The sequence below is a fragment of the Rhodococcus sp. EPR-147 genome (assembly GCF_001647185.1).
In the GTDB taxonomy this organism is placed as follows: domain Bacteria; phylum Actinomycetota; class Actinomycetes; order Mycobacteriales; family Mycobacteriaceae; genus Rhodococcoides.
Map to the genome: position 1 here is coordinate 1 of NZ_LVCU01000080.1, position 17,849 is coordinate 17,849.

The 17,849-nt window shown below is 64.0% G+C and carries 20 protein-coding genes; 8 read left to right on the top strand and 12 right to left on the bottom strand.

What is annotated here, in order from left to right; genetic code table 11:
* Nucleotides 1-422, bottom strand: a 422-nt coding sequence (locus A2J02_RS04120) for a hypothetical protein (RefSeq protein WP_068047165.1), incomplete at its 3' end; no start/stop codon positions are given.
* Between the two features lie 23 nt (nucleotides 423-445).
* Nucleotides 446-949 carry a hypothetical protein gene (locus tag A2J02_RS04125; protein WP_231893665.1) on the bottom strand — a complete coding sequence of 168 codons (504 nt, stop codon included), beginning with the start codon at nucleotides 947-949 and terminating at the stop codon, nucleotides 446-448.
* A 282-nt stretch (nucleotides 950-1,231) separates the two neighbouring features.
* Between A2J02_RS04125 and A2J02_RS04130 the strand changes: the two genes are divergently transcribed.
* Both A2J02_RS04130 and A2J02_RS04135 read left to right on the top strand, forming a co-directional pair.
* Nucleotides 1,232-1,900, top strand: a complete 669-nt coding sequence (locus A2J02_RS04130; protein WP_068047242.1) for a hypothetical protein — start codon at nucleotides 1,232-1,234, stop codon at nucleotides 1,898-1,900.
* 14 nt (nucleotides 1,901-1,914) lie between these two features.
* Nucleotides 1,915-2,556: a hypothetical protein gene (locus A2J02_RS04135; RefSeq protein WP_156516079.1), complete on the top strand. Its 642-nt coding sequence runs from the start codon at nucleotides 1,915-1,917 to the stop codon at nucleotides 2,554-2,556.
* A 71-nt stretch (nucleotides 2,557-2,627) separates the two neighbouring features.
* On the opposite strand, the gene A2J02_RS04140 is transcribed toward A2J02_RS04135, so the two are convergent.
* Nucleotides 2,628-3,023 (bottom strand): RidA family protein, encoded by a 396-nt coding sequence (locus A2J02_RS04140; RefSeq protein WP_037191120.1) that lies wholly within the window; start codon nucleotides 3,021-3,023, stop codon nucleotides 2,628-2,630.
* A 130-nt stretch (nucleotides 3,024-3,153) separates the two neighbouring features.
* On the bottom strand, nucleotides 3,154-5,079 hold the full coding sequence (locus A2J02_RS04145) for a flavin-containing monooxygenase (RefSeq protein ID WP_231893664.1): 1,926 nt from the start codon (nucleotides 5,077-5,079) through the stop codon (nucleotides 3,154-3,156).
* Between the two features lie 183 nt (nucleotides 5,080-5,262).
* On the opposite strand from A2J02_RS04145, the gene A2J02_RS04150 reads away from it, so the two are divergent.
* Genes A2J02_RS04150 through A2J02_RS04165 form a run of 4 tightly spaced genes read left to right on the top strand, consistent with a single transcriptional unit; the run spans nucleotide 5,263 to nucleotide 9,260 of the window.
* Nucleotides 5,263-5,925, top strand: coding sequence for a nitroreductase family protein (locus tag A2J02_RS04150; RefSeq protein WP_027497814.1), 663 nt, complete (start codon nucleotides 5,263-5,265; stop codon nucleotides 5,923-5,925).
* A 26-nt stretch (nucleotides 5,926-5,951) separates the two neighbouring features.
* Nucleotides 5,952-7,514 (top strand): class I adenylate-forming enzyme family protein, encoded by a 1,563-nt coding sequence (locus tag A2J02_RS04155; protein ID WP_068047174.1) that lies wholly within the window; start codon nucleotides 5,952-5,954, stop codon nucleotides 7,512-7,514.
* A complete protein-coding gene (locus A2J02_RS04160; protein WP_068047177.1) occupies nucleotides 7,511-8,137 on the top strand; it encodes a TetR/AcrR family transcriptional regulator in 627 nt (208 codons plus the stop codon). Before A2J02_RS04155 ends, A2J02_RS04160 begins: the two co-directional genes overlap by 4 nt.
* Nucleotides 8,127-9,260, top strand: coding sequence for a serine hydrolase domain-containing protein (locus A2J02_RS04165; protein ID WP_068047180.1), 1,134 nt, complete (start codon nucleotides 8,127-8,129; stop codon nucleotides 9,258-9,260). The genes A2J02_RS04160 and A2J02_RS04165 overlap by 11 nt, the downstream gene beginning before the upstream one ends.
* A 103-nt stretch (nucleotides 9,261-9,363) precedes the next feature.
* Here the strand turns inward: A2J02_RS04165 and A2J02_RS04170 are convergent, their stop codons facing one another.
* Genes A2J02_RS04170 through A2J02_RS04185 form a run of 4 tightly spaced genes read right to left on the bottom strand, consistent with a single transcriptional unit; the run spans nucleotide 9,364 to nucleotide 13,163 of the window.
* Entirely contained in the window at nucleotides 9,364-10,467 is a 1,104-nt protein-coding gene (locus A2J02_RS04170) for an LLM class flavin-dependent oxidoreductase (RefSeq protein WP_068047182.1), read from the bottom strand.
* A 29-nt stretch (nucleotides 10,468-10,496) separates the two neighbouring features.
* Nucleotides 10,497-11,543 carry an ABC transporter substrate-binding protein gene (locus A2J02_RS04175; RefSeq protein ID WP_068047185.1) on the bottom strand — a complete coding sequence of 349 codons (1,047 nt, stop codon included), beginning with the start codon at nucleotides 11,541-11,543 and terminating at the stop codon, nucleotides 10,497-10,499.
* Nucleotides 11,544-11,579: 36 nt separating this feature from the next.
* Entirely contained in the window at nucleotides 11,580-12,299 is a 720-nt protein-coding gene (locus A2J02_RS04180) for an ABC transporter ATP-binding protein (RefSeq protein ID WP_068047188.1), read from the bottom strand.
* Between the two features lie 3 nt (nucleotides 12,300-12,302).
* The gene (locus A2J02_RS04185) at nucleotides 12,303-13,163 is read right to left on the bottom strand and encodes an ABC transporter permease (RefSeq protein ID WP_082898554.1); all 861 of its coding nucleotides are present in this window, start codon (nucleotides 13,161-13,163) and stop codon (nucleotides 12,303-12,305) included.
* Between the two features lie 115 nt (nucleotides 13,164-13,278).
* Between A2J02_RS04185 and A2J02_RS04190 the strand changes: the two genes are divergently transcribed.
* Both A2J02_RS04190 and A2J02_RS04195 read left to right on the top strand, forming a co-directional pair.
* Nucleotides 13,279-13,809 (top strand): GNAT family N-acetyltransferase, encoded by a 531-nt coding sequence (locus tag A2J02_RS04190; RefSeq protein WP_068047190.1) that lies wholly within the window; start codon nucleotides 13,279-13,281, stop codon nucleotides 13,807-13,809.
* A gap of 108 nt (nucleotides 13,810-13,917) precedes the next feature.
* Nucleotides 13,918-14,985, top strand: a complete 1,068-nt coding sequence (locus A2J02_RS04195) for a ParB/Srx family N-terminal domain-containing protein (protein ID WP_068047192.1) — start codon at nucleotides 13,918-13,920, stop codon at nucleotides 14,983-14,985.
* A gap of 43 nt (nucleotides 14,986-15,028) precedes the next feature.
* Here A2J02_RS04195 and A2J02_RS04200 read toward each other — a convergent pair whose 3' ends face one another.
* Genes A2J02_RS04200 through A2J02_RS04215 form a run of 4 tightly spaced genes read right to left on the bottom strand, consistent with a single transcriptional unit; the run spans nucleotide 15,029 to nucleotide 17,764 of the window.
* Nucleotides 15,029-15,685: a nitroreductase family protein gene (locus A2J02_RS04200; RefSeq protein WP_068047245.1), complete on the bottom strand. Its 657-nt coding sequence runs from the start codon at nucleotides 15,683-15,685 to the stop codon at nucleotides 15,029-15,031.
* Nucleotides 15,686-15,692: 7 nt separating this feature from the next.
* Nucleotides 15,693-16,679 carry an alpha/beta fold hydrolase gene (locus A2J02_RS04205; protein WP_068047195.1) on the bottom strand — a complete coding sequence of 329 codons (987 nt, stop codon included), beginning with the start codon at nucleotides 16,677-16,679 and terminating at the stop codon, nucleotides 15,693-15,695.
* Between the two features lie 12 nt (nucleotides 16,680-16,691).
* Complete coding sequence (locus tag A2J02_RS04210) at nucleotides 16,692-17,111, bottom strand: hypothetical protein (protein WP_231893663.1); 420 nt, start codon at nucleotides 17,109-17,111, stop codon at nucleotides 16,692-16,694.
* A 20-nt stretch (nucleotides 17,112-17,131) separates the two neighbouring features.
* Nucleotides 17,132-17,764 (bottom strand): isochorismatase family protein, encoded by a 633-nt coding sequence (locus A2J02_RS04215; RefSeq protein WP_068047197.1) that lies wholly within the window; start codon nucleotides 17,762-17,764, stop codon nucleotides 17,132-17,134.
* Nucleotides 17,765-17,849 lie beyond the last annotated feature (85 nt).

Below are 17,849 nucleotides of genomic sequence, written 5' to 3' on the forward strand. Positions count from 1 at the left end.
GCACCCGTCTGAGCCGTCACCTCGAGGGGCAAGCGATATGCCTGCGAGCCACCCTGATTGGCGGGTTGAGTCCGATCGACCTCATCGTTCCAGTGCCGCAAGCCCGCGGAGCCCACTTCGCCGGTGGACAGGTTGCGCCAGTTGACCGTCAGGTGCCGGTAGTTGAATTGGTAGTAGTACGGCCGGATGTCTGCTGCCGAGAAACGCACCTCACCCGGATTCTCACCGACCACAGCTCGAATCGGAATGGTCTGGATGAGTCCACCAGGAACGCCTACCGGGCCGAATTCCGGCCCGGTGACGACGGGCACCTGAAGTACCGACTCCTGCGGAGCAGCGGTTGCAGTTCCAGCACCCATGCCGAAGACCAGGGGGGCGGTCAGCGCCAGGGCGGCGACACCGCCGCGGATCGATTTCCGCATCGAGTTTCCTTTCGGTTGGACGATCAGGGCACGTAGATCAAGCCTTTGCCCGGGACCAGCGTGTCGGCGTAGGGCTCGCCGTAGTGGTAGTCGCGGTAGTGGGTCACGGTGATCTCGACCCAGCCACTTCCGGTGGGCAGAGCTACTTCGCGCGGGTACTGCTCACTGTGCAGCGGCGGCAGGTCGTTGGGCGGGCCCGGGTTCGGGTTGTCCCGCCAATGCCGCAGTCCCGCGCTTCCACGGAAGCCGATGTCCCAGTTTCGCCAGCTCACACCGAGACTTCGGTACGGGTATTGGTCTGCGTACGGTGCGATATTCGCTGCGGACAGCAATAGAACACCCGGCTCGGTACCCACCGTGGCCTTCATCGGAATGGTCTGGAACAACCCTCCGGGCACGGCGCCAGGTGCGATCTGGAAACCGGTGACCACCGGAATCTGGAGCAGCGTGGTCTGCGGCGCTGCCACGGCCGTTCCCGCGCCGATGCCCAGAACCAGGGGAATCGTCAGTGCGATCGATACGACCACTCGCCGCAATGTTTTTCGCATACAGCACGCCTTTCGCTCATGTCGCACAACGAGATACCGGATCGCACGTGACACGGACCAAGAACCCCAGGTTGAACCTGAAACATCAAGTGGTTCTTGAGTCTTTACCCGAACCACCCTCGCAGCTAATCCGACAAAAGGACCGCTCGGATGCCGATTCGTGACTGGGTCGTGACACGAAAGACGTTAACAGACCACTTGGCCCGTTCGATTAATTGATCAAAGGTGATGCACTCCGCAGCCACCGGTGAGGACCATCGAATGAGGCAAGTCCGCACAATCGTGGCCACATGGGCACTGATCGCCGCTACCGCTCTCGCAGCCTCGGCCTGCGGCTCCGACGAGCCGGTGAGCAACCCAAACACCCCGGCCACCAGCGCAGCGGCTGCTCCATCGGCGAACGGGTACTCCGACTCCGACGGTGGTAGCGGTTCAGGCGGAATCGGACAGGCTCCCGACGTAGTCACCCCAGTACAAGCAATACCCACCGCCGCGGGCACATCGGCCGTACCGCCCGCCCCGAACCGCGACGATGTCAACGTCGATGCACGAGACTTCGAGCAAACCGGAGGACAGTACTTCTTCCAGTCCCCCAGCGGGAACGTGTTCTGCGGATTCAACTCCTCCAATGCGCCCGGCACCATCGTGGGCTGCCAGGTCCGCTACTCGGTGCCGGGCAACACCGGCCGCGAGTGCCTCAACACCGAGAACAACACCTACGGGGTGAAGATCAACCAAGACGGCACCGTCGAACAGATCTGCACCAACCAGGGCATCTTCGTCGGCGGACCTGAACGCCCTCGAGTCTTGGAATACGGCCAGGTCATCGGAGTGACGGGCACTTTCTGCCGCTCCACCGAGGCCGGCATCACCTGCTACGACGACGACCGTGGCTTCATGATCTCCCGCGACGTCAACCTCGCATTCTGATGAAGGAGTTCACGATGATCCGCAGATTCGCGCTCGCCGCAGTACTTGCGACGGCTGTACTGACGGCATGCGGAAATCAGGATGCCCCGGCCGCCACTCCCGCTCCCCCGACCAGCGTTGCCGCGCAGATACCCGCGCCTCCGCAGGTGACCATTGCCGCGCCGACCGACTCCAACCGTGACGACGCGGGTGGTGCGACACAAGCGCCACAGGCGACCGAATCGAACCCGACCGCTGCCGATCCCGCGAACAACACCGCACCCATCACCCCCGTCGACCCTGCCCGATACAGCGCGTACGGCAATCAAGTGGGCTGGAAGTCGCCCTCGGGCAACATCTATTGCAAGATCGGCGACAGTGAATTCTCGTCCGGTTGCCAGGCAGCAGACGCCCCGATCCCGGATGGCGCGAACTGCGTCACCCCGTCGTTCACCATCGACCAACTCGGCAAGGGCTTCTACATGACCCCGGGAAAGGTGACTCCGACGTGCTTCAACCAAGGCGAATTCGGCGTCGAGAACGCACAACCGTTGGAATACAACACATCCATCACGTTCAACGGCTTCACGTGCTTCTCCCGCGTCGAAGCGATGATCTGCGACGCGGGCGGCGGACACGGATTCGTGTTGTCGATGCAACAGGCGACGTCCAACTGATCAGCGAGCCTCATTTAGTCGAGCCTCCATGACGAGGTCTCGGCCCGCCTCGCCATAGCCCGGTAGTCGATCTACCCGACCGCGGTGCCCTCGAGTTCGACCAGCAAACTGGGAATCGCGAGCCGGGTGACCCCGAGCAGGGTGCTGGTCGGCTTGACGCCCGCCGCGCCCAGTCGCGCTGCCAAGTCTCCGTAGTGCGGCAGCAACGCGTCGACATCGGTGGTGTACACGTTGAGCCGAACGAGGTTCGCCAATGACATATTCGCCTCGGCGAGAACGGCTTCCATGTTGTCGAGGCACAGGGACAACTGCGCGCCCATGTCGTCGGGGTGTTGAGGTGATCCGTCATCGCCCGTCGCTGTCTGGCCGGAGAGGTAAAGCGTCCGAGCCTGCCCCGAGACGATCTCCCCCTGGTTGAATCCCATGTCCACCGACCACCGCACCGGGTTGACTGCCGTTCGTTCCATCGCCGCGCGCTCCATTCGATCGTTCGGGTGTGTGTGCACCGTCGAGCCTTGCATGGAATCCGGACATCTTCGGCGGTATGGGTCCACACGGTCTCGGGTACCAACGGCTTTCAGGGGGGCGTCGCGCTGATCAGCGGGCGCCCTCCCGCCTGCCCTCGGTCACGAAGTCGTTCAGATCGGCCCGCCTGGTCATCTCCCAGTAGTCGACAATGCGCCATGGCAGTGTCGAGACCACGCGTCCGGCGTCGTTGCGGTACCAGTTGTCCATGCCGCCGTGCGACCAGATCATCTTCGCGTGGGCCTCGTCGTGCTTGCGGACGTACTCCGCCTCCACGTCGGCCTTGCACTCGATGGCCCCGATTCGCTTGTCCACCATGTCGATCAACACATCGATGATGTAGCGCACCTGACATTCGGCGATGGTGATGTAGCTGCCGCCGTGACCCAATACCGTTCCGGGGCCGCAGGTGATGAAGAAGTTAGGGAAGTCCGGAACGGTGATGCCGAGGTACGCGTGCGCATCCTCCGGGCCCCAGATATCGCGGATGGACTCCCCCGATCGTCCACGCACATCGATCGGCGTCAGCAGCTTGTGGGTCTCGAACCCCGTTGCGAGGATCACCACGTCGACCTCGGTCTCCGAACCACTATGCGCAACAACCGAGTTGGCGGTGATGGACGAGACGGCGTCCGCGACGAGAGTGACGTTGTCGCGCTTGAGCGCGGCGTACCAGCCATTGTCGAGCAGCATCCGCTTGCCGAAGGGCGGGTAATCGGGCAGCGACTTCTCGATCAGGTCGGGTCGGCCGTCGAGTTCGGCTTCGATGTAGCGGGTAAACACCCGTCGATGGGCGTCGTTCATCGGGTTGATCGAACGCTGCGGATGCTCCCACTCGGGATCGACCTGCAGCGAGCTGTGCACGCGGTCGTTGAAGTTCCAGGCCAGCCTCGTCCGGTACCAGAGCCGATACAGCGGAACGACATCCATGAGGTAATTGGCGTCGTCGCCCATCTCGGCGAAGTACACGTCGCTCGACGACACCCACTGCGGCGAACGCTGGAAGACCGTCGCGTGCCCCACCGTCGACGCGATGGCCGGCAGCACCTGCATGGCACTGGCCCCGGTTCCGACGATGGCGACGCGCTTGCCGGTCAGATCCAGATCTGCCGGCCAGTTCGCCGTGTGGAAGATCGGCCCCTCGAACGCGTCGAGCCCGGGAATCTTCGGCACCTTCGGCCGATTGAGCTGACCGGTCGCGGTGATCACCACGTCGGAGGTCAGTGTCTCGCCGTCTACCGTCGTGACGGTCCAGCCCTGTCGCTGCGCGTCGTACTCGGCCGTCACCACCTCGGTGTCGAAGCGAATGCGTTGCCGCAGATCGTGTTCGGAGGCGACATCGCTGAGGTACTGCCACACCTCGTCGCGCTTGCCGAAGTGCGTCCTCCAGGACCGCGGCGCGAAGGAGTAGGAGTAGAGGTGGCTCGGGGTGTCGACGCCCGCACCGGGGTAGGTGTTCTCGAACCAGCCTCCGCCCACGTCGGAGTTCTTCTCGAGCACCGTGTGGCTGATACCCGCCTCGTGCAGCTTGATCGCGGCGAGCATTCCGGAGACGCCGGCACCGATCACGATGACCGACAGATCGTTCGGTGCGGCCACCGGAGTATCCGAGGCGGTGAAGCCCATGTCCTCGGCGACCATGACGCCGAACTCTGGAGGAACCTGCTCACCGACGGCCACACTGATCATCTCGACGAGGTGCTCCGGGTCGGGTGACGGCACCGCCATGGGCTCACGCGCATCGAACGCACAGATCGCGTCGAGCGCCGCGGACCGGATGCGGGCGGCAACCGCGTCGTCGAATCCGCCCGTGTCGTTGTTGTCCATCCCCCGGCTCCGAGTGGGGCGGTAAGGATCGGCGAGCCACATGGGATCGCCGGTCAACTGATAGAGCACCGCCACCAGCGTGGGCAGGTTGGCTGCGGTCAGAGCCCGCGAGAGCCGGCCCCGATCGACCCCACCCACGGTCTCCGCTGCCGTTGCTGCGTCTGTGGACACCGGTACCTCCTGTTGCGCGCTGCTCCATCCGACTCCGACAGCTCAACTAACCACGGTTAGGTAAATCTGCGCAAGGGATTCGCGATCTCGAGATTCACAGCATTTTGACTCTTGACAATGTGGCTCATGCCACACAATGCTTCATGACAATACCTAACAGCGGACAGGCGAAGGGACACACCCATGGAACTCACCGAGGCGATGCGCACCACCGGCACCTGCAGGCGGTACCTCAGCGATCCCGTTCCCGACGAGGTGTTCAAGGCCGCGTTCGACGTCGCCCGCTTCGGACCGCAGGGCGGCAACCGTCAGCCCGTGCGGTGGATCGTCGTGCGCGACGCCGCCCGCAAACAGGCCCTCGCCGATCTCTACCTGCCGATGTGGGACGCCTACTTCGCCGGCATCACCGGCGGAACCGTCGCCGTCGGGGCACTGCCCAAAACCGTGCAGGACGCCGACTACTTCGCCCGCCACCTCCACGAGGTGCCCGCCATCGTCGTGGTCTGTGCCGCTCTGGACGGACTGCACCCCACCGACCACGAACTCGGCCGACTCTCCGTCGTCGGCGGCGCATCCATCTACCCGACCGTGCAGAACCTGTGCCTGAGCCTGCGCGATCAGGGCGTCGCGACCGCGGTGACGACGCTGCTGTGCCACGAGGAACCCGCCATTCGCGAACTGCTCGGCATCCCGGACGACTACATCACCGCGGCGCACATCGCCGTCGGCTATCCGGAGAAGTCGTTCCCCCGCAAGCTCACTCGTGATCCGGTGGAGCAGATCGTTGCGGCAGAGACGTTCTCGCAGCCGATGTTCGACTCCGCTGCTCTCTCGCCTGCTCTGTAAAACCACTGCATCTGAAGGAGTCCGCCGTGCCCGGTACAGCCATCCACCACCGCTCCCCCATCGGCCGCGCCACCATCGGCGATCAGCTGCGTCGCCATGCGCGGACTCAGCCGAACAAGGTCGCGTTCATCAGCTACGCGGCGGACGGCACCCGCGAGGTCACCACCTACGGCGAACTCGATTCTCGGGCAAACCAGTTCGCCAACCTGCTGGTTGATCTCGGGGTGACCTCGGGTGACCGCGTCGCATCGATGGCTCGTAACAGCGTCGACGTGGTGGTGGCGTACTACGGCACCCTCAAAGCGGGTGCGGCATTCACCGGCATCAACGTGATGTACCGCGCGCCCGAGGTGAAGCACCAACTCGAACACGCGGAACCGACTGTGGTGGTGGCCGATCCGGCCTACGCCGAGATCATCTCCTCGGTGAAGCCGGAGACCACCACCCTGGTGACCTTCGGTACCGAGTACGCCGCACTGACCGCGAACACCCCGTCCACCGAGCCGCACGTCGAGATGGACGAGAACGACGTCGCGATGGTCATTTACACCTCCGGTACCGAAGCGGCTCCCAAGGGCGTGATGATTCCGCACCGCAACTTCCTCATCTCCACCGCGCCCGCGTGGAGCTGGGGCCTGCGCACCGGACCGGAGGACACCTGGCTGTTCGTCATGCCGTTCCACACCATCGCCGGACTCGGCTCCATGACGACCCTCACGCTGATGGGTGCCACCCTCGTGCTGCCTGCGACGGTCGACCCAGCACAGTCGCTGCGCATCATCGCCGCCGAGAAGATCTCCGTCATCGCGCAGACGCCGACGTTCTACCTGGCCCTGGCCCGTGACCCGCAGTTCGGACCTGAGACGGTGAGCCAGGTTCGACGCTGCCTCACCTACGGTGGCCAGGTGTCACCGCACACGATCAGCGCCTGGGCGGCCGCGGCACCCGAGGCCATCTGGGGCACCTACTGGGGGCAGTCGGAACTGTCGCAGCTCGGCTCGGTCGGCTGGTTCTCGAGCCTCGACGACATTCCCGACGGCGACGCATCGTGGATCGGCAAGCCCGTCACCCACCTCGAGATCAAGGTGGTCGACCCCGCGGGCAACGAGAGCGAGATCGGTGAATTGCTCTGCCGCACTCCGTCGGTGATGCTTGGCTACTTCAAGGACCCCGAGCGCACCGCCGAGGTATTCAGGGACGGCTGGGTACATACCGGCGACATGGTACGAATCGACGCCGACGGCAACCTGTTCTTCTACGATCGGATGAAGGACATGATCAAGTCGGGAGGGATGAACGTGTCGTCGCAGGAAGTGGAACGCACCATCCACACGCACCCGGACGTGCTGCGTGCCGCCGTCGTCGGAGTACCCGACCCGTACTGGTCCGAGGCCGTGACCGCCTTCGTCATCGCGCGCGACGGGGTGACTGCCGATCCGGCCGCGATCATCGAATACTGCCGCACCGAGTTGGCGTCGTACAAGGCACCGAAATCGGTACACATCGTGGCCGAGCTGCCCGTCGACCCGCAGGGCAAGATCCTCAAGCGTGAACTGCGGATGCTGGCGGCGGTGGAGGAGACCGTATGACGCAGCCATCCCAGGTCACCGCTCTCCCCCGACAGCAACGCACCCGCCAACGGAGAGACGACATCGTCGCCCACGCCGCGAATATCTTTGCGCGTGAGGGCTACTCGAACGTGGGGATGCGCGATATCGCCGACGCCGTCGGAATCAAGGGTGCCAGTCTCTACCACCACTTCCCGTCCAAGGAAGACATCCTCTTCGCGATCTGTCTGACGGTGACGCAGGAACCGGCCGAGGAGAACCTGCCACTGCTCGACGCGGCCGGAACCCCCACCGAGCGCCTCTCGTCTCTGGTGCGGGCCCACCTGGTGCATCTGAACAGGCGACGGGTGGAATACATAGTCGGCCTGCACGAGCTCGCCTCGCTGACACCCGAACACCGCACTGTCATCGAGGATTACCGCCGTCAGTACCAGCGACGCGTGCGCGACGTGATCACCGCCGGAATGCGGAGCGGTGAATTCACCGTCCCGGATGCGCGGCTGGCGTCGTTCGCGCTGACCGACATGCTCAACGGCATCAGCAACTGGTTCCACGACGGCGGCGAGCTGAGCATCGACGACGTCGCCGACGCGTACGTGGAACTGGCCGTCCACCGCATTCTGGGGGCCTCACATGGCAATTGACGGTCACTGCGACCCCCGTTTCGTGGGCGTGCGCGACGCGTTGGCGGCCAACCTCGACAGCGGAGAAGAGCTCGGCGCGTCCATCGTGGTCGACATCGACGGCCATTCCGCGGTCGACCTCTGGGGCGGCTATCGCGACACAGAGCGCCGCCTGCCGTGGGAGTCGGACACGATCACCAACGTGTGGTCGACGACGAAGATGGTGACGTGCCTGGCGGCGTTGATGCTCATCGACCGTAGAGTGCTCGATCCCGATGCACCGGTGGCGACCTACTGGCCCGAGTTCGCCGCCGCAGGCAAGGAGGACATCGCCGTCCGGCATCTGTTGTCGCACACCTCCGGGGTATCGGGGTGGGATCGACCGTTCAGCGAGGAGGACCTGTACGACTGGGAACTCTCGACCTCGCGTCTAGCTGCACAAGCTCCGTGGTGGGATTCGCGCACCACGTCGGGGTATCACGCAGCCAGTCAAGGGCACCTGATCGGAGAAGTCGTCCGCCGCGTCACAGGAAAATCGTTGCGGCAGTTTGTCGCCGAGGAGATTGCCGGTCCGCTCGGAGCCGACTTCCAGGTCGGTGCCGCCGAGACCGACCGGTCCCGGATCGCGGATGTGGTTCCGCCGCCCCCGCCGACCGCTGACGCTGTGCCCGATCCGACGATGGTCCGTCGCAGGACGTTTCTCGGACCGGCGGTGAACGCCGCGTCGGCGAACACCGCAGCCTGGCGTGCCGCGGACATGGGCGCGTTGAACGGTCACGGCAATGCGCGATCGGTCGCGAGAATCCTGTCGGCCATTTCCCGCGGCGGCACCGTCGACGGAGTGCGACTGCTGAGCCCCGGCACGATCGACTCGATCTTCGAGGAGCAATCCAACGGAGTCGATCTGGCACTGGGCATTCCGTTGCGCTTCGGCCTGGGTTTCGCTCTGCCACAGCAAGAATCGATGCCCTACATCCCTGACGGGAAGATCTGCTTCTGGGGCGGCTGGGGCGGATCACTGACAATTCTGCACCCGGAATCGCAGCTGACCATCTCCTACGTGATGAACCGAATGGGGCCGGGAATCATCGGTTCGGAGCGAGCCGAGCACTACGTGCGGGCGGTATACGACGCCCTCGCATGACGGCGGTCTGGTTGATCGTGGACGACTATCATCCATTTTTTACACGATCTACTGGACAGATTTCCCATCTCCGGCACACCCGGCGGGTTGGATCCCACCTGCCCTAGCGTGCGGGAACCGTGATTCCTCTCGCGTCGAGGATGGGTCGAACACCTTCAGCGAAGTGATACGCCTCCTCGAGGTGCGGGTAGCCCGAGAGGATGAATTCGTCGAACCCGGCGTCGTGGTATTCGCCGATCAGGTTCGCAACCTCCTCGTGCGAGCCGACCAGTGCGGTCCCCGCACCGCCGCGAACCAGGCCGACCCCGGCCCACAGGTTCGGGTAGCTCTCGAGCGAATCCTTGCTGCCACCGTGCAATGCGGCCATTCGACGCTGTCCCTCGGACTGCGACGACGAGTGCAGCGCGTGTGCCGCAGATACCTGATCCTCGGGAAGTTCGTCGAGGAGCTTCTGCGCGACGCCCCAGGCCTCTTCGGACGTGTCGCGACTGATGGTGTGCAGGCGGATGCCGTAGGTCAGCTTGCGGCCCTCGGCATCTGCCAACGCCTGTACTTTCTCGATCTTCGCACGGGCGTCGGCCGGCGGCTCACCCCACGTCAGGTACGTCTGCACCCGCTTGGCTGCGACGGCCAGAGCAGGCTCGGAGGAGCCACCGAACCAGAACTCCGGCAATGGGTCCGGAGCCTCGGACACCCGCGCATCGGCAACCTTGAAGAACTCACCCTCGTAGTCCACCGAGGTCTCGGTCCAAATGCGTTGTACGAGTTCGAGAAACTCCTCGGTGCGAGCGTATCGCCGGTCATGGTCGATCCAATCCCCGAAACGGCGCTGCTCGACGTCGTCGCCGCCTGTGACGATATTGAACAACACTCGCCCCTCCGAGAACCGCTGCAACGTCGCGGCCTGCTGCGCCGCCAACGTGGGCGGCGTGAGGCCGGGACGGAAGGCAACGAGGAACTTCAGCCGTCGGGTGCTCTGCAACAACGCGGCTGTGGTCAACCAGGCGTCCTCGCACCACGTTCCCGTCGGAGTCAGCACGCCCTCGAAATCGAGTCGGTCCGCGGCCTGGGCAACCTCGGTGAGATAGCGAAGCGACGGGCGACGAAAGCCGGCGGGTTCGCGGAGATTGCCGGATGCGTGGGACGCGCCGACGATGGAGCGGCCGTCGCCTGCAGTGGGAAGAAACCAGAAGATGCGTGCGGTCACGAGTGAAACTCCTAGAACGTGGTGGGTGATCAGTTGGTGGCGGCGGATGCGTCTGCGATGGCGTCGTTGTAACGCGTGTCGACGAAGTCCGCGAACGTGTTGCCGCCGGGGATACTTCCGCTCTCGACGAACGCATCGAAGAGAGCCTGCTCGGACTCGATCACAGTGTCGTCCAGAGCAATTGCGGGTCGCTGGCTTCGTCCCTGCGCCAATTCGCCTGCAGCCGGGTCGATCCCGACGGCCGTGGAGTACGCGGACGCCCACTCGGCCGGATTCTTCTCAGCCCAGGCCGAGGCTTTGGCCAGACGAACCACGAAGTCCTGCAACGCCGTGTTCTTCGCCGGATCGTCCAGAGCCTGCTGTGAGGCGATGCCGAACCCGTAACCGTTGGCAACGCCCTCGGCGGTGGTCAGTGTCTTCGAGCCGTTCTGGACCTGCGCGATCGCGGTGAAGGGATCCCAGATCGCCCAGGCGTCGACCTCACCCGAGGTGAATGCCGTCAGCGCATCCGCCGGCTGGAGGAAGATGATCTGGACGTCGTCCTCGGTCAACCCGGCCTTCTGCAACTCCAGCAGCACGTGGCCGTGCGCTGAACTTCCCTTGCCCACCGCGATCTTCTTGCCGCGCAGATCGGAGAACGACGTGAGCGTCGAATCGGACGGCACGAGGATCTGATCGCCGCTGGCGTCGTTGCTGTAGGCGGAGACGACCTTGATGCGCGCATTGGCTGCAACCCCGAACACCGGAGGTGTATTGCCCGTGACCGCGAAGTCGATCTGGCCGGCTGTTGCGGCCTCCACCTGAGGCGGGCCGGAAGTGAAGGTGGAGAACGCAACATCGTATGGGGCCGAATCGAGCTCACCCGACGCACGAAGCAGCGCCTCGGTGCCGCCCTTCTGGTCGCCGACGTCGAGCGTGACCGTGGTGAGCTGGTCGTCGGAGACGAGTTCGGGCGCTTCGGTGGTAGTGGTGTCGCTGCCGCGGGAGACGCAGCCGGTGAGTCCGACGACCGTCAGAGACAGCGCAGCGAGCACACCGATGGCGCGCAGGGACCTGGAACGAGCGTGTGACGACATGCGTGAAAGATCCTTCTGATGAGAGGAATTGATCGGTCAGTGGACGCCGAGGGCCCCGAGCAAATGGGTACGAATGCGAGAGAATCCGGCTGTTCCCCGGTCGCGGGGACGAGGCAGATCGACGGTGACGGTCTCGGCCACAGCACCCCCGTCGACCACCACCACCCTGTCCCCCAACGCGATTGCCTCGTCGACGTCGTGGGTGACCAGAAGGATGCCGAAGTGGTGCCGCCCCCACAGGTCGAGCAGGAGTGACTGCATGGTCAGTCGAGTGAGTGCATCGAGCGCCCCGAACGGTTCGTCCAGGAGCAGCAGTTCCGGCTCCCCCACCAACGCCCGCGCCAGGGCTGCGCGCTGAGCTTGCCCACCGGACAACGTGAGAGGCCACGCGTCTCGCTTGTCTGCAAGCCCGACTTCGTCGAGCGTTGCATCCGCCGCGGTCAGCGCGTCGTTGCCGTTGACGCCTGCGGTGTTCAGGCCGTAGGACACGTTCTGGCGGACCGATCGCCACGGAAACAGCCGTGGTTCCTGGAACGCCACCGCGGGATTCCCGGCGACGTGCCGCTCACCCGTGTGGTCGGTCGACAGCCCGGCCAGAACGCGCAGGATCGTCGACTTGCCGGACCCGGATCGTCCGACGAGAGAGACGATCTCGCCGCGTTCGATGGACAGATCGACGCCCTTCAGCACGTGACTGGATCCGTAGAACTTCTCGATCCCGTGCAGGGTGGCAACGGACGTTGTCGTCGCAGTCATGAGTCAGACATCCAATCGGTAACGAAGAGCGCGTTTTTCGAGGATGCGCACGATGCCGTCGGTGGCGATTCCCATCAGCGCGTAGACGACGAGCCCGAAGATGATGGTGTCCACACGCAGGAAATCTCGCGCATTGTTGATGATGTAGCCGAGCCCGGATTCGGCATTGATCTGCTCGGCCACGATCAGCGACAACCACGCAATAGCCAGCGATTGCCTCAATCCCACCAATAGTTGTGGGGCGATGCTGGGCAGGATGATGGTGGTGAGCCGCTGACGCCACGAGAAGCCGAGTACAACGGCCGTGTCGAGGAAGTCGCGATCGATCTGGCGGATCGCCGAGAACGTGTTGAGGTACAGCGGAAATGCGACTCCGAGAGCCACGAGCAGAATCTTGGGAGTCTCGCCGATCCCGAACCACAGGATGAAGAGCGGGATCAGCCCGAGGTGCGGAAGTGCCCGCAGCATCTGCAGCGGCGGATCGACGGTTGCCTCGGCGAGCTTGGACAGTCCGACGAGCGCACCGAGCGCCACCCCGATCACACCTCCGAGCACGAGTCCCTGCACCACACGGGTTCCGGAGACGGTGAGGGCATCGGCCAACTCTCCGTTGCGTAGCAACTCTAGGCCCGCGTCGAAGATCAGCGATGGTGCCGGCAGTACTCGTTCGGAGAGAACTCCGGCAGCACTGGCAATCTGCCACAGGACTAGGAGTGCGACGGGTGAGAGAACGCGCACGACGGTCCATCGGTACCGCTGCCACACCGACTGTTTCGGCGAAACATGCGCGGGGCCGCCGTTGGGAACGTCGCTGACACGCGTGTCCACGGGTGCCGCGGGAACGGCGTACGACGTCACGACCATGGGTATAGGCCTTCCGGTTGAGTGCGAGCAGGTTCGACTACTCACCTTCGGTCAGACCGGGGCCTACGACCAGGGTTCGAATCAGCGTGAATTTAGGTCGGGCAGAATTGCTCTCATGAACGTCGAGCCCATCCATACCGAGCGCCTGACGCTGCGCCTGTACGAGCCCACCGACGTGGACGGGATTCTCGCGTACTACAGCGATCCCGAAGTCTGCCGCTACCTACTGCACGAAGCGTGGTCGCACGCCGATGCCGTTGCTGCGGTGGGCAAGCGGATGAAGCGAACCGGATTGAACACTCAGGCACTCGCGATGGTCGTCGAACACGAGGGGACGGTGGTGGGCAACGTCGAGGCATGGTTGATCGACGGGTCACCGGCTCTCGTCGAACTCGGGTGGACGTTCTCCCCTGCGGTGTCCGGTCGTGGTTACGCCACCGAGGCGGTACGAGCCTTGATCGAGCACGTGTTCTCGCTAGCCCAGATTCACCGTGTCAGCGCGCAGCTGGACGGACGCAACGACGCGTCGGCCCGCCTGGCCGCGAGGGTCGGGATGCGTCAGGAAGCGCACTTCCGCCAGAACTGGTGGTGCAAGGGTGAATGGACCGACACCCTTGTCTACGCGATGTTGCGCGAGGATCGCTGACGTCCATCATGCGACGTTCACCTCTGCGTTGGTTCCGCGACATCGGCCGGTGACCGGACTGGGGCACTCTCGGAAACTTCACTTCTCAAACTCATGGGAGTTTCACCGATGGCCTCGCTTCGTAGAGCTGCACTGTTGGGCACGCTCGCACTGATCTCTATCGCATCCACGTCGCTGGCCGGTGTTGCCACTGCTGCGCCGGCACGGACGGCATCGCCGCTGTGCCAGGTCGCAGACCTCATCCCCACCGGATCGTCTTCGGGCCTCGGTTACCAATGTGCCGAAGCGGGTGAGCTTCTCGATCTCCCGATCGGTGAGGTGCGCGCGACACAACCGTCGCTCGGTTACGACGAGGTGTACTACAAGCTCGGTCGGTACACGCTCGGCAAGGACGAGATCAACAAGAAGTTCGACGACTGGTGCGAGGCCAACGGTCAGGAAAAGGTCGCGTCGGCGATGCCCGATGCGCGACTGGACAATCCGTCGTCGTTCACCTGCACTGTGCCCGTCGGCCAGGAAACGCCCGACACCATCGCGCCGATGAAGACTGTTGTCATCGGCCCGGGCGGCGTCCCGTACCTGACCGACGGACACCACACGCTCACCTCGTTCTACGAAACGGCCGACGGTGGACCGAATCTGCATCTCCGACTGCGGGTGGTCGCGAACCTCAGTGATCTGAGCACCACCGATTTCTGGGCGCGGATGAAAGCCGAGAAGTGGGTGTGGAACTACGACGTCGACGGCAACGAGGTTCCGGTGGAACAGCTGCCCTCGGGAGTGGGACTCGCCAAGTTCCAGGACGACAAGTACCGCAGCCTGACCTATTTCGCCCGCGACATCGGCTTCACCCCCGGAACCATCCCGTTCCAGGAATTCTATTGGGGTGCATGGGTTCGCGACTCCGGCGCAGCCGACATCAGCGGCTGGGACAGCAACAACCTCACGAGCTACCTGAGCACCGTCGAATCGGTCTCGCGCGCCCAGGTCGCGGCCCCGAAGGACGCGGTGATCGACAGTGGCCGCACCGCAGCGGAACTCGGTGCACTGGACGCATGGAATGACGGCAAGGCAGCCACGAAAGGCGAATTCGGAAAGCTCTCGGCACCGTACTCGAACGACAAGCCCGGCAAACTGGCCTACGCCCTGCAGTACAAGATGGGACTGCCCAGGTAGTGCTTTTTCGACCCGAACATGAATCGGACGGGCTGCGCGCGAATCACCAGCGGTCGACGTGCAGCACCGTCTCGATCGGATCCCGCGGAGCGACCTTGAAGGTCTCCCCTGTGTAGTACGCCGTGGGAATAAGCGCACCCTGATGGAAGTCCTCGGGAATGCCGAGCAGTTCGGAGATTTCGGCTTCCTTCGCGAGATGAATTGTGGTCCATGCCGTTCCGAGACCACGCGCCCTTGCGGCCAGGGCGTAGTTCCACACTGCGGGCAGCAGCGAGCCCCACAGACCGGCTTGATTGCCGGCCGGGAGCGTCTTGCCGGCCTGGATGCACGGAATCAGCAACACCGGAACCTCACCCATGTGCTCGCCGAGCCAGCTCGCACTGTCTCCGACGCGTTTCTGGACCGAGGCACGTTCCGGGTCGTCGGTGAACAGGGCAGCTGCAGAATGCTTGGACGCCTGATACGCGGTGAACAGTTCGCCGTAGATCGCACCGATACGAGCGCGAAGATCAGGATCGGTGACGACGATCCACTGCCACCCCTGCTTGTTCGAGCCGGACGGTGCCTGCAGAGCGATCTCGAGACATTCCTTGATCAGCTCCATTGGAACCGGTCGCGTCAGATCGAGCCGCTTGCGGACCGTGCGCGTGGTGGTCAGCAGCTCGTCGGGAGTGAGGTCGATGATCGGGAAAGAAGTCACTCCTCGATCATGCACCATTCGGTCGCCTCTGGGCCCGATCGACCAGTTCCTCGTTCGCTGCGTCCCAACGCGCGGCCATGGACTTGCCACCGTGCCCGTCACCCTCGTCGACGAGAAGTGTCGATCCGGGCCACTCCCGGTGCAGACGCCACGCGGTGACGGCGGGTCCGGACACGTCGCGTCTGCCATGGATCAGGACGCCCGGGATATCGCGCAGACCTGCGGCGCGATCGAGCAGAGGCGGATCGCAGAACCCGTCGTGCGACCAGTAATGCGTGGCCAGCCGTACGAAGGCCAGTCGGAACCGGTCATCCTCCCACCTGGGATCGCGTCTGAGACCGCCGGTGCCGATCGAGATGTGGACGTCCTCCCACAATGCCCATTCTCGGGATGCACTGTCACGCAACGCGAGATCAGGCGAATCCAACAGACGGTCGTACGCGTCGACCAGTCGACCGTGCCCGCGCCGATAGCCAACGCCGGCCTGCTCGGCGAAGGTAGCGAAACGATCCCACGCTTCGGGGAAGACCGCGCCGACGCCCTCGGTGATCCAATCGACTTCCTCACGACAGGTCGTGGTGACGGCGAACAATACGACGCCGAGGACACGGGTGGGGTGTGCGAGGGCATAGGCCACGGCGAGGGTGGATCCCCAAGACACGCCGTTGACGATCCACGCCTCCACGCCGAGGTGCTCGCGCAACGCTTCGATGTCGGCAATCAGATGGGCAGTGGTGTTGGTGGACAACGACGTCGAGGGATCGGACGCGTGCGGGGTGGACCGTCCGCACCCGCGCTGCTCGAATCCGATTGCGCGAACTCGCGATAGGTCGAAGTGACGACGAAACTGGCTCGCGTTCAGAGTCCCACCCGGACCGCCGTGCAGACAGACCGCCGGAACGCCGTCGGACGGACCCCATTGCTCCCAGTAAATGCGCTGCCCGTCCCCCACGTCCAACATTCCGTGCAGTGTCGGCTCGTCCTCCAGTGTCATACCGCCATCACATCATTCGGGAGGCAGCATCTGCCTGATCACTGCCCACGCGGACACGTCGATCCAGGACGGATTCGATTGCTGCGGTGATCGAAACACCTCGAGCATCGACAATTCCGCGATGCACTGAATGTCCGACGCAAGAATCGGCTCGTCGAACAGCGTGATGTCCGTCGAGATTTTCCACTGGGGACCCGGTACTGAGGTGCCGGTCAGGGTGCCGGCACCCCAGATTCCGCGTCGGGCATGGGTACTGACCCAGAACAACACCGGCTGTCCGGGTGCCATCAGACGAGTTCGATAGTTGTCGGCGACGCACCAGTGGTCGTGCGCACGTCCGGCGTCGACCATCGGCGCGAGATCGGTCTTGTGCGGATCGCACTTGATCACCCACGCACCGAATGTCTCGTCGGTAATTGCCCGTGCCGTCACCGCATCCAGCGTACCGAGCGTCAGGCCACCGCGTCGTTGCCCTGAGCTGCCGAGACCACCAGATTGTTTGCGGTCAGATCGTTTCCGTTCTTGACGGCGTCGACCCACTGGTCGGTGGAAGCCACTGCCGCGAAGTTCGACTGCAGCAGCACCATCAACGCCTTGTGCAGTTGCTCCGCCGAGACGGTGCCTGCCTCATTCGAGAGATTGATCGCGCCGGTGGCGTCGGACAGAATTTCGACGGTCAGATCCAGCACCTCGGCGTCGGCGCTGGATGCGAGGTCGCAGTTGTTGGTCATGTATCCGACGATCGTGACGGTATCGATATTGTTGCCCTGCAACCACTTCGCGACACCGGTACCGGCGAACACGCTGCTGTACTTCTTCTCGACTCGCTCGAACGAGGGTTGTACGAGCGCCTGAATGTCGGGGTGCAGCTCGTACGTCGGGGTGCCCTTCACGAACGCCGGAGCGCCGTCGGGCATCTCGTGCTGCACGATCGCCACGGGAAGATCCTGCGCCACTGCGGCTTCGATCGCCCGGACGATGTTGGCCAACGACTGGTCACGAGGCGGGTACTGAATCTGCAGCACACCTTCGAAGTACTCCTGCTGGACGTCGACGACGATCAATGCTCTGCGTGGTGCGGTCATGGTGTTCTCCTTCGACTGGCGATCTCGGTCGCTTCTCATCCTGCGGTGGCGGCCTTGCTTCCACGAGTGGCACGGATGCATACTT

What these genes read in the sequence shown, in the direction of transcription:
- A2J02_RS04130 (WP_068047242.1), top strand. Translation starts at nt 1,232, where the DNA reads ATGAGGCAAGTCCGCACAATCGTGGCCACATGGGCACTGATCGCCGCT.
- A2J02_RS04135 (WP_156516079.1), top strand. Translation starts at nt 1,915, where the DNA reads ATGATCCGCAGATTCGCGCTCGCCGCAGTACTTGCGACGGCTGTACTG.
- A2J02_RS04140 (WP_037191120.1), bottom strand. Translation starts at nt 3,023, where the DNA reads ATGGAACGAACGGCAGTCAACCCGGTGCGGTGGTCGGTGGACATGGGA.
- A2J02_RS04150 (WP_027497814.1), top strand. Translation starts at nt 5,263, where the DNA reads ATGGAACTCACCGAGGCGATGCGCACCACCGGCACCTGCAGGCGGTAC.
- A2J02_RS04160 (WP_068047177.1), top strand. Translation starts at nt 7,511, where the DNA reads ATGACGCAGCCATCCCAGGTCACCGCTCTCCCCCGACAGCAACGCACC.
- A2J02_RS04165 (WP_068047180.1), top strand. Translation starts at nt 8,127, where the DNA reads ATGGCAATTGACGGTCACTGCGACCCCCGTTTCGTGGGCGTGCGCGAC.
- A2J02_RS04175 (WP_068047185.1), bottom strand. Translation starts at nt 11,543, where the DNA reads ATGTCGTCACACGCTCGTTCCAGGTCCCTGCGCGCCATCGGTGTGCTC.
- A2J02_RS04180 (WP_068047188.1), bottom strand. Translation starts at nt 12,299, where the DNA reads ATGACTGCGACGACAACGTCCGTTGCCACCCTGCACGGGATCGAGAAG.
- A2J02_RS04185 (WP_082898554.1), bottom strand. Translation starts at nt 13,163, where the DNA reads ATGGTCGTGACGTCGTACGCCGTTCCCGCGGCACCCGTGGACACGCGT.
- A2J02_RS04190 (WP_068047190.1), top strand. Translation starts at nt 13,279, where the DNA reads ATGAACGTCGAGCCCATCCATACCGAGCGCCTGACGCTGCGCCTGTAC.
- A2J02_RS04195 (WP_068047192.1), top strand. Translation starts at nt 13,918, where the DNA reads ATGGCCTCGCTTCGTAGAGCTGCACTGTTGGGCACGCTCGCACTGATC.
- A2J02_RS04205 (WP_068047195.1), bottom strand. Translation starts at nt 16,679, where the DNA reads ATGACACTGGAGGACGAGCCGACACTGCACGGAATGTTGGACGTGGGG.
- A2J02_RS04215 (WP_068047197.1), bottom strand. Translation starts at nt 17,764, where the DNA reads ATGACCGCACCACGCAGAGCATTGATCGTCGTCGACGTCCAGCAGGAG.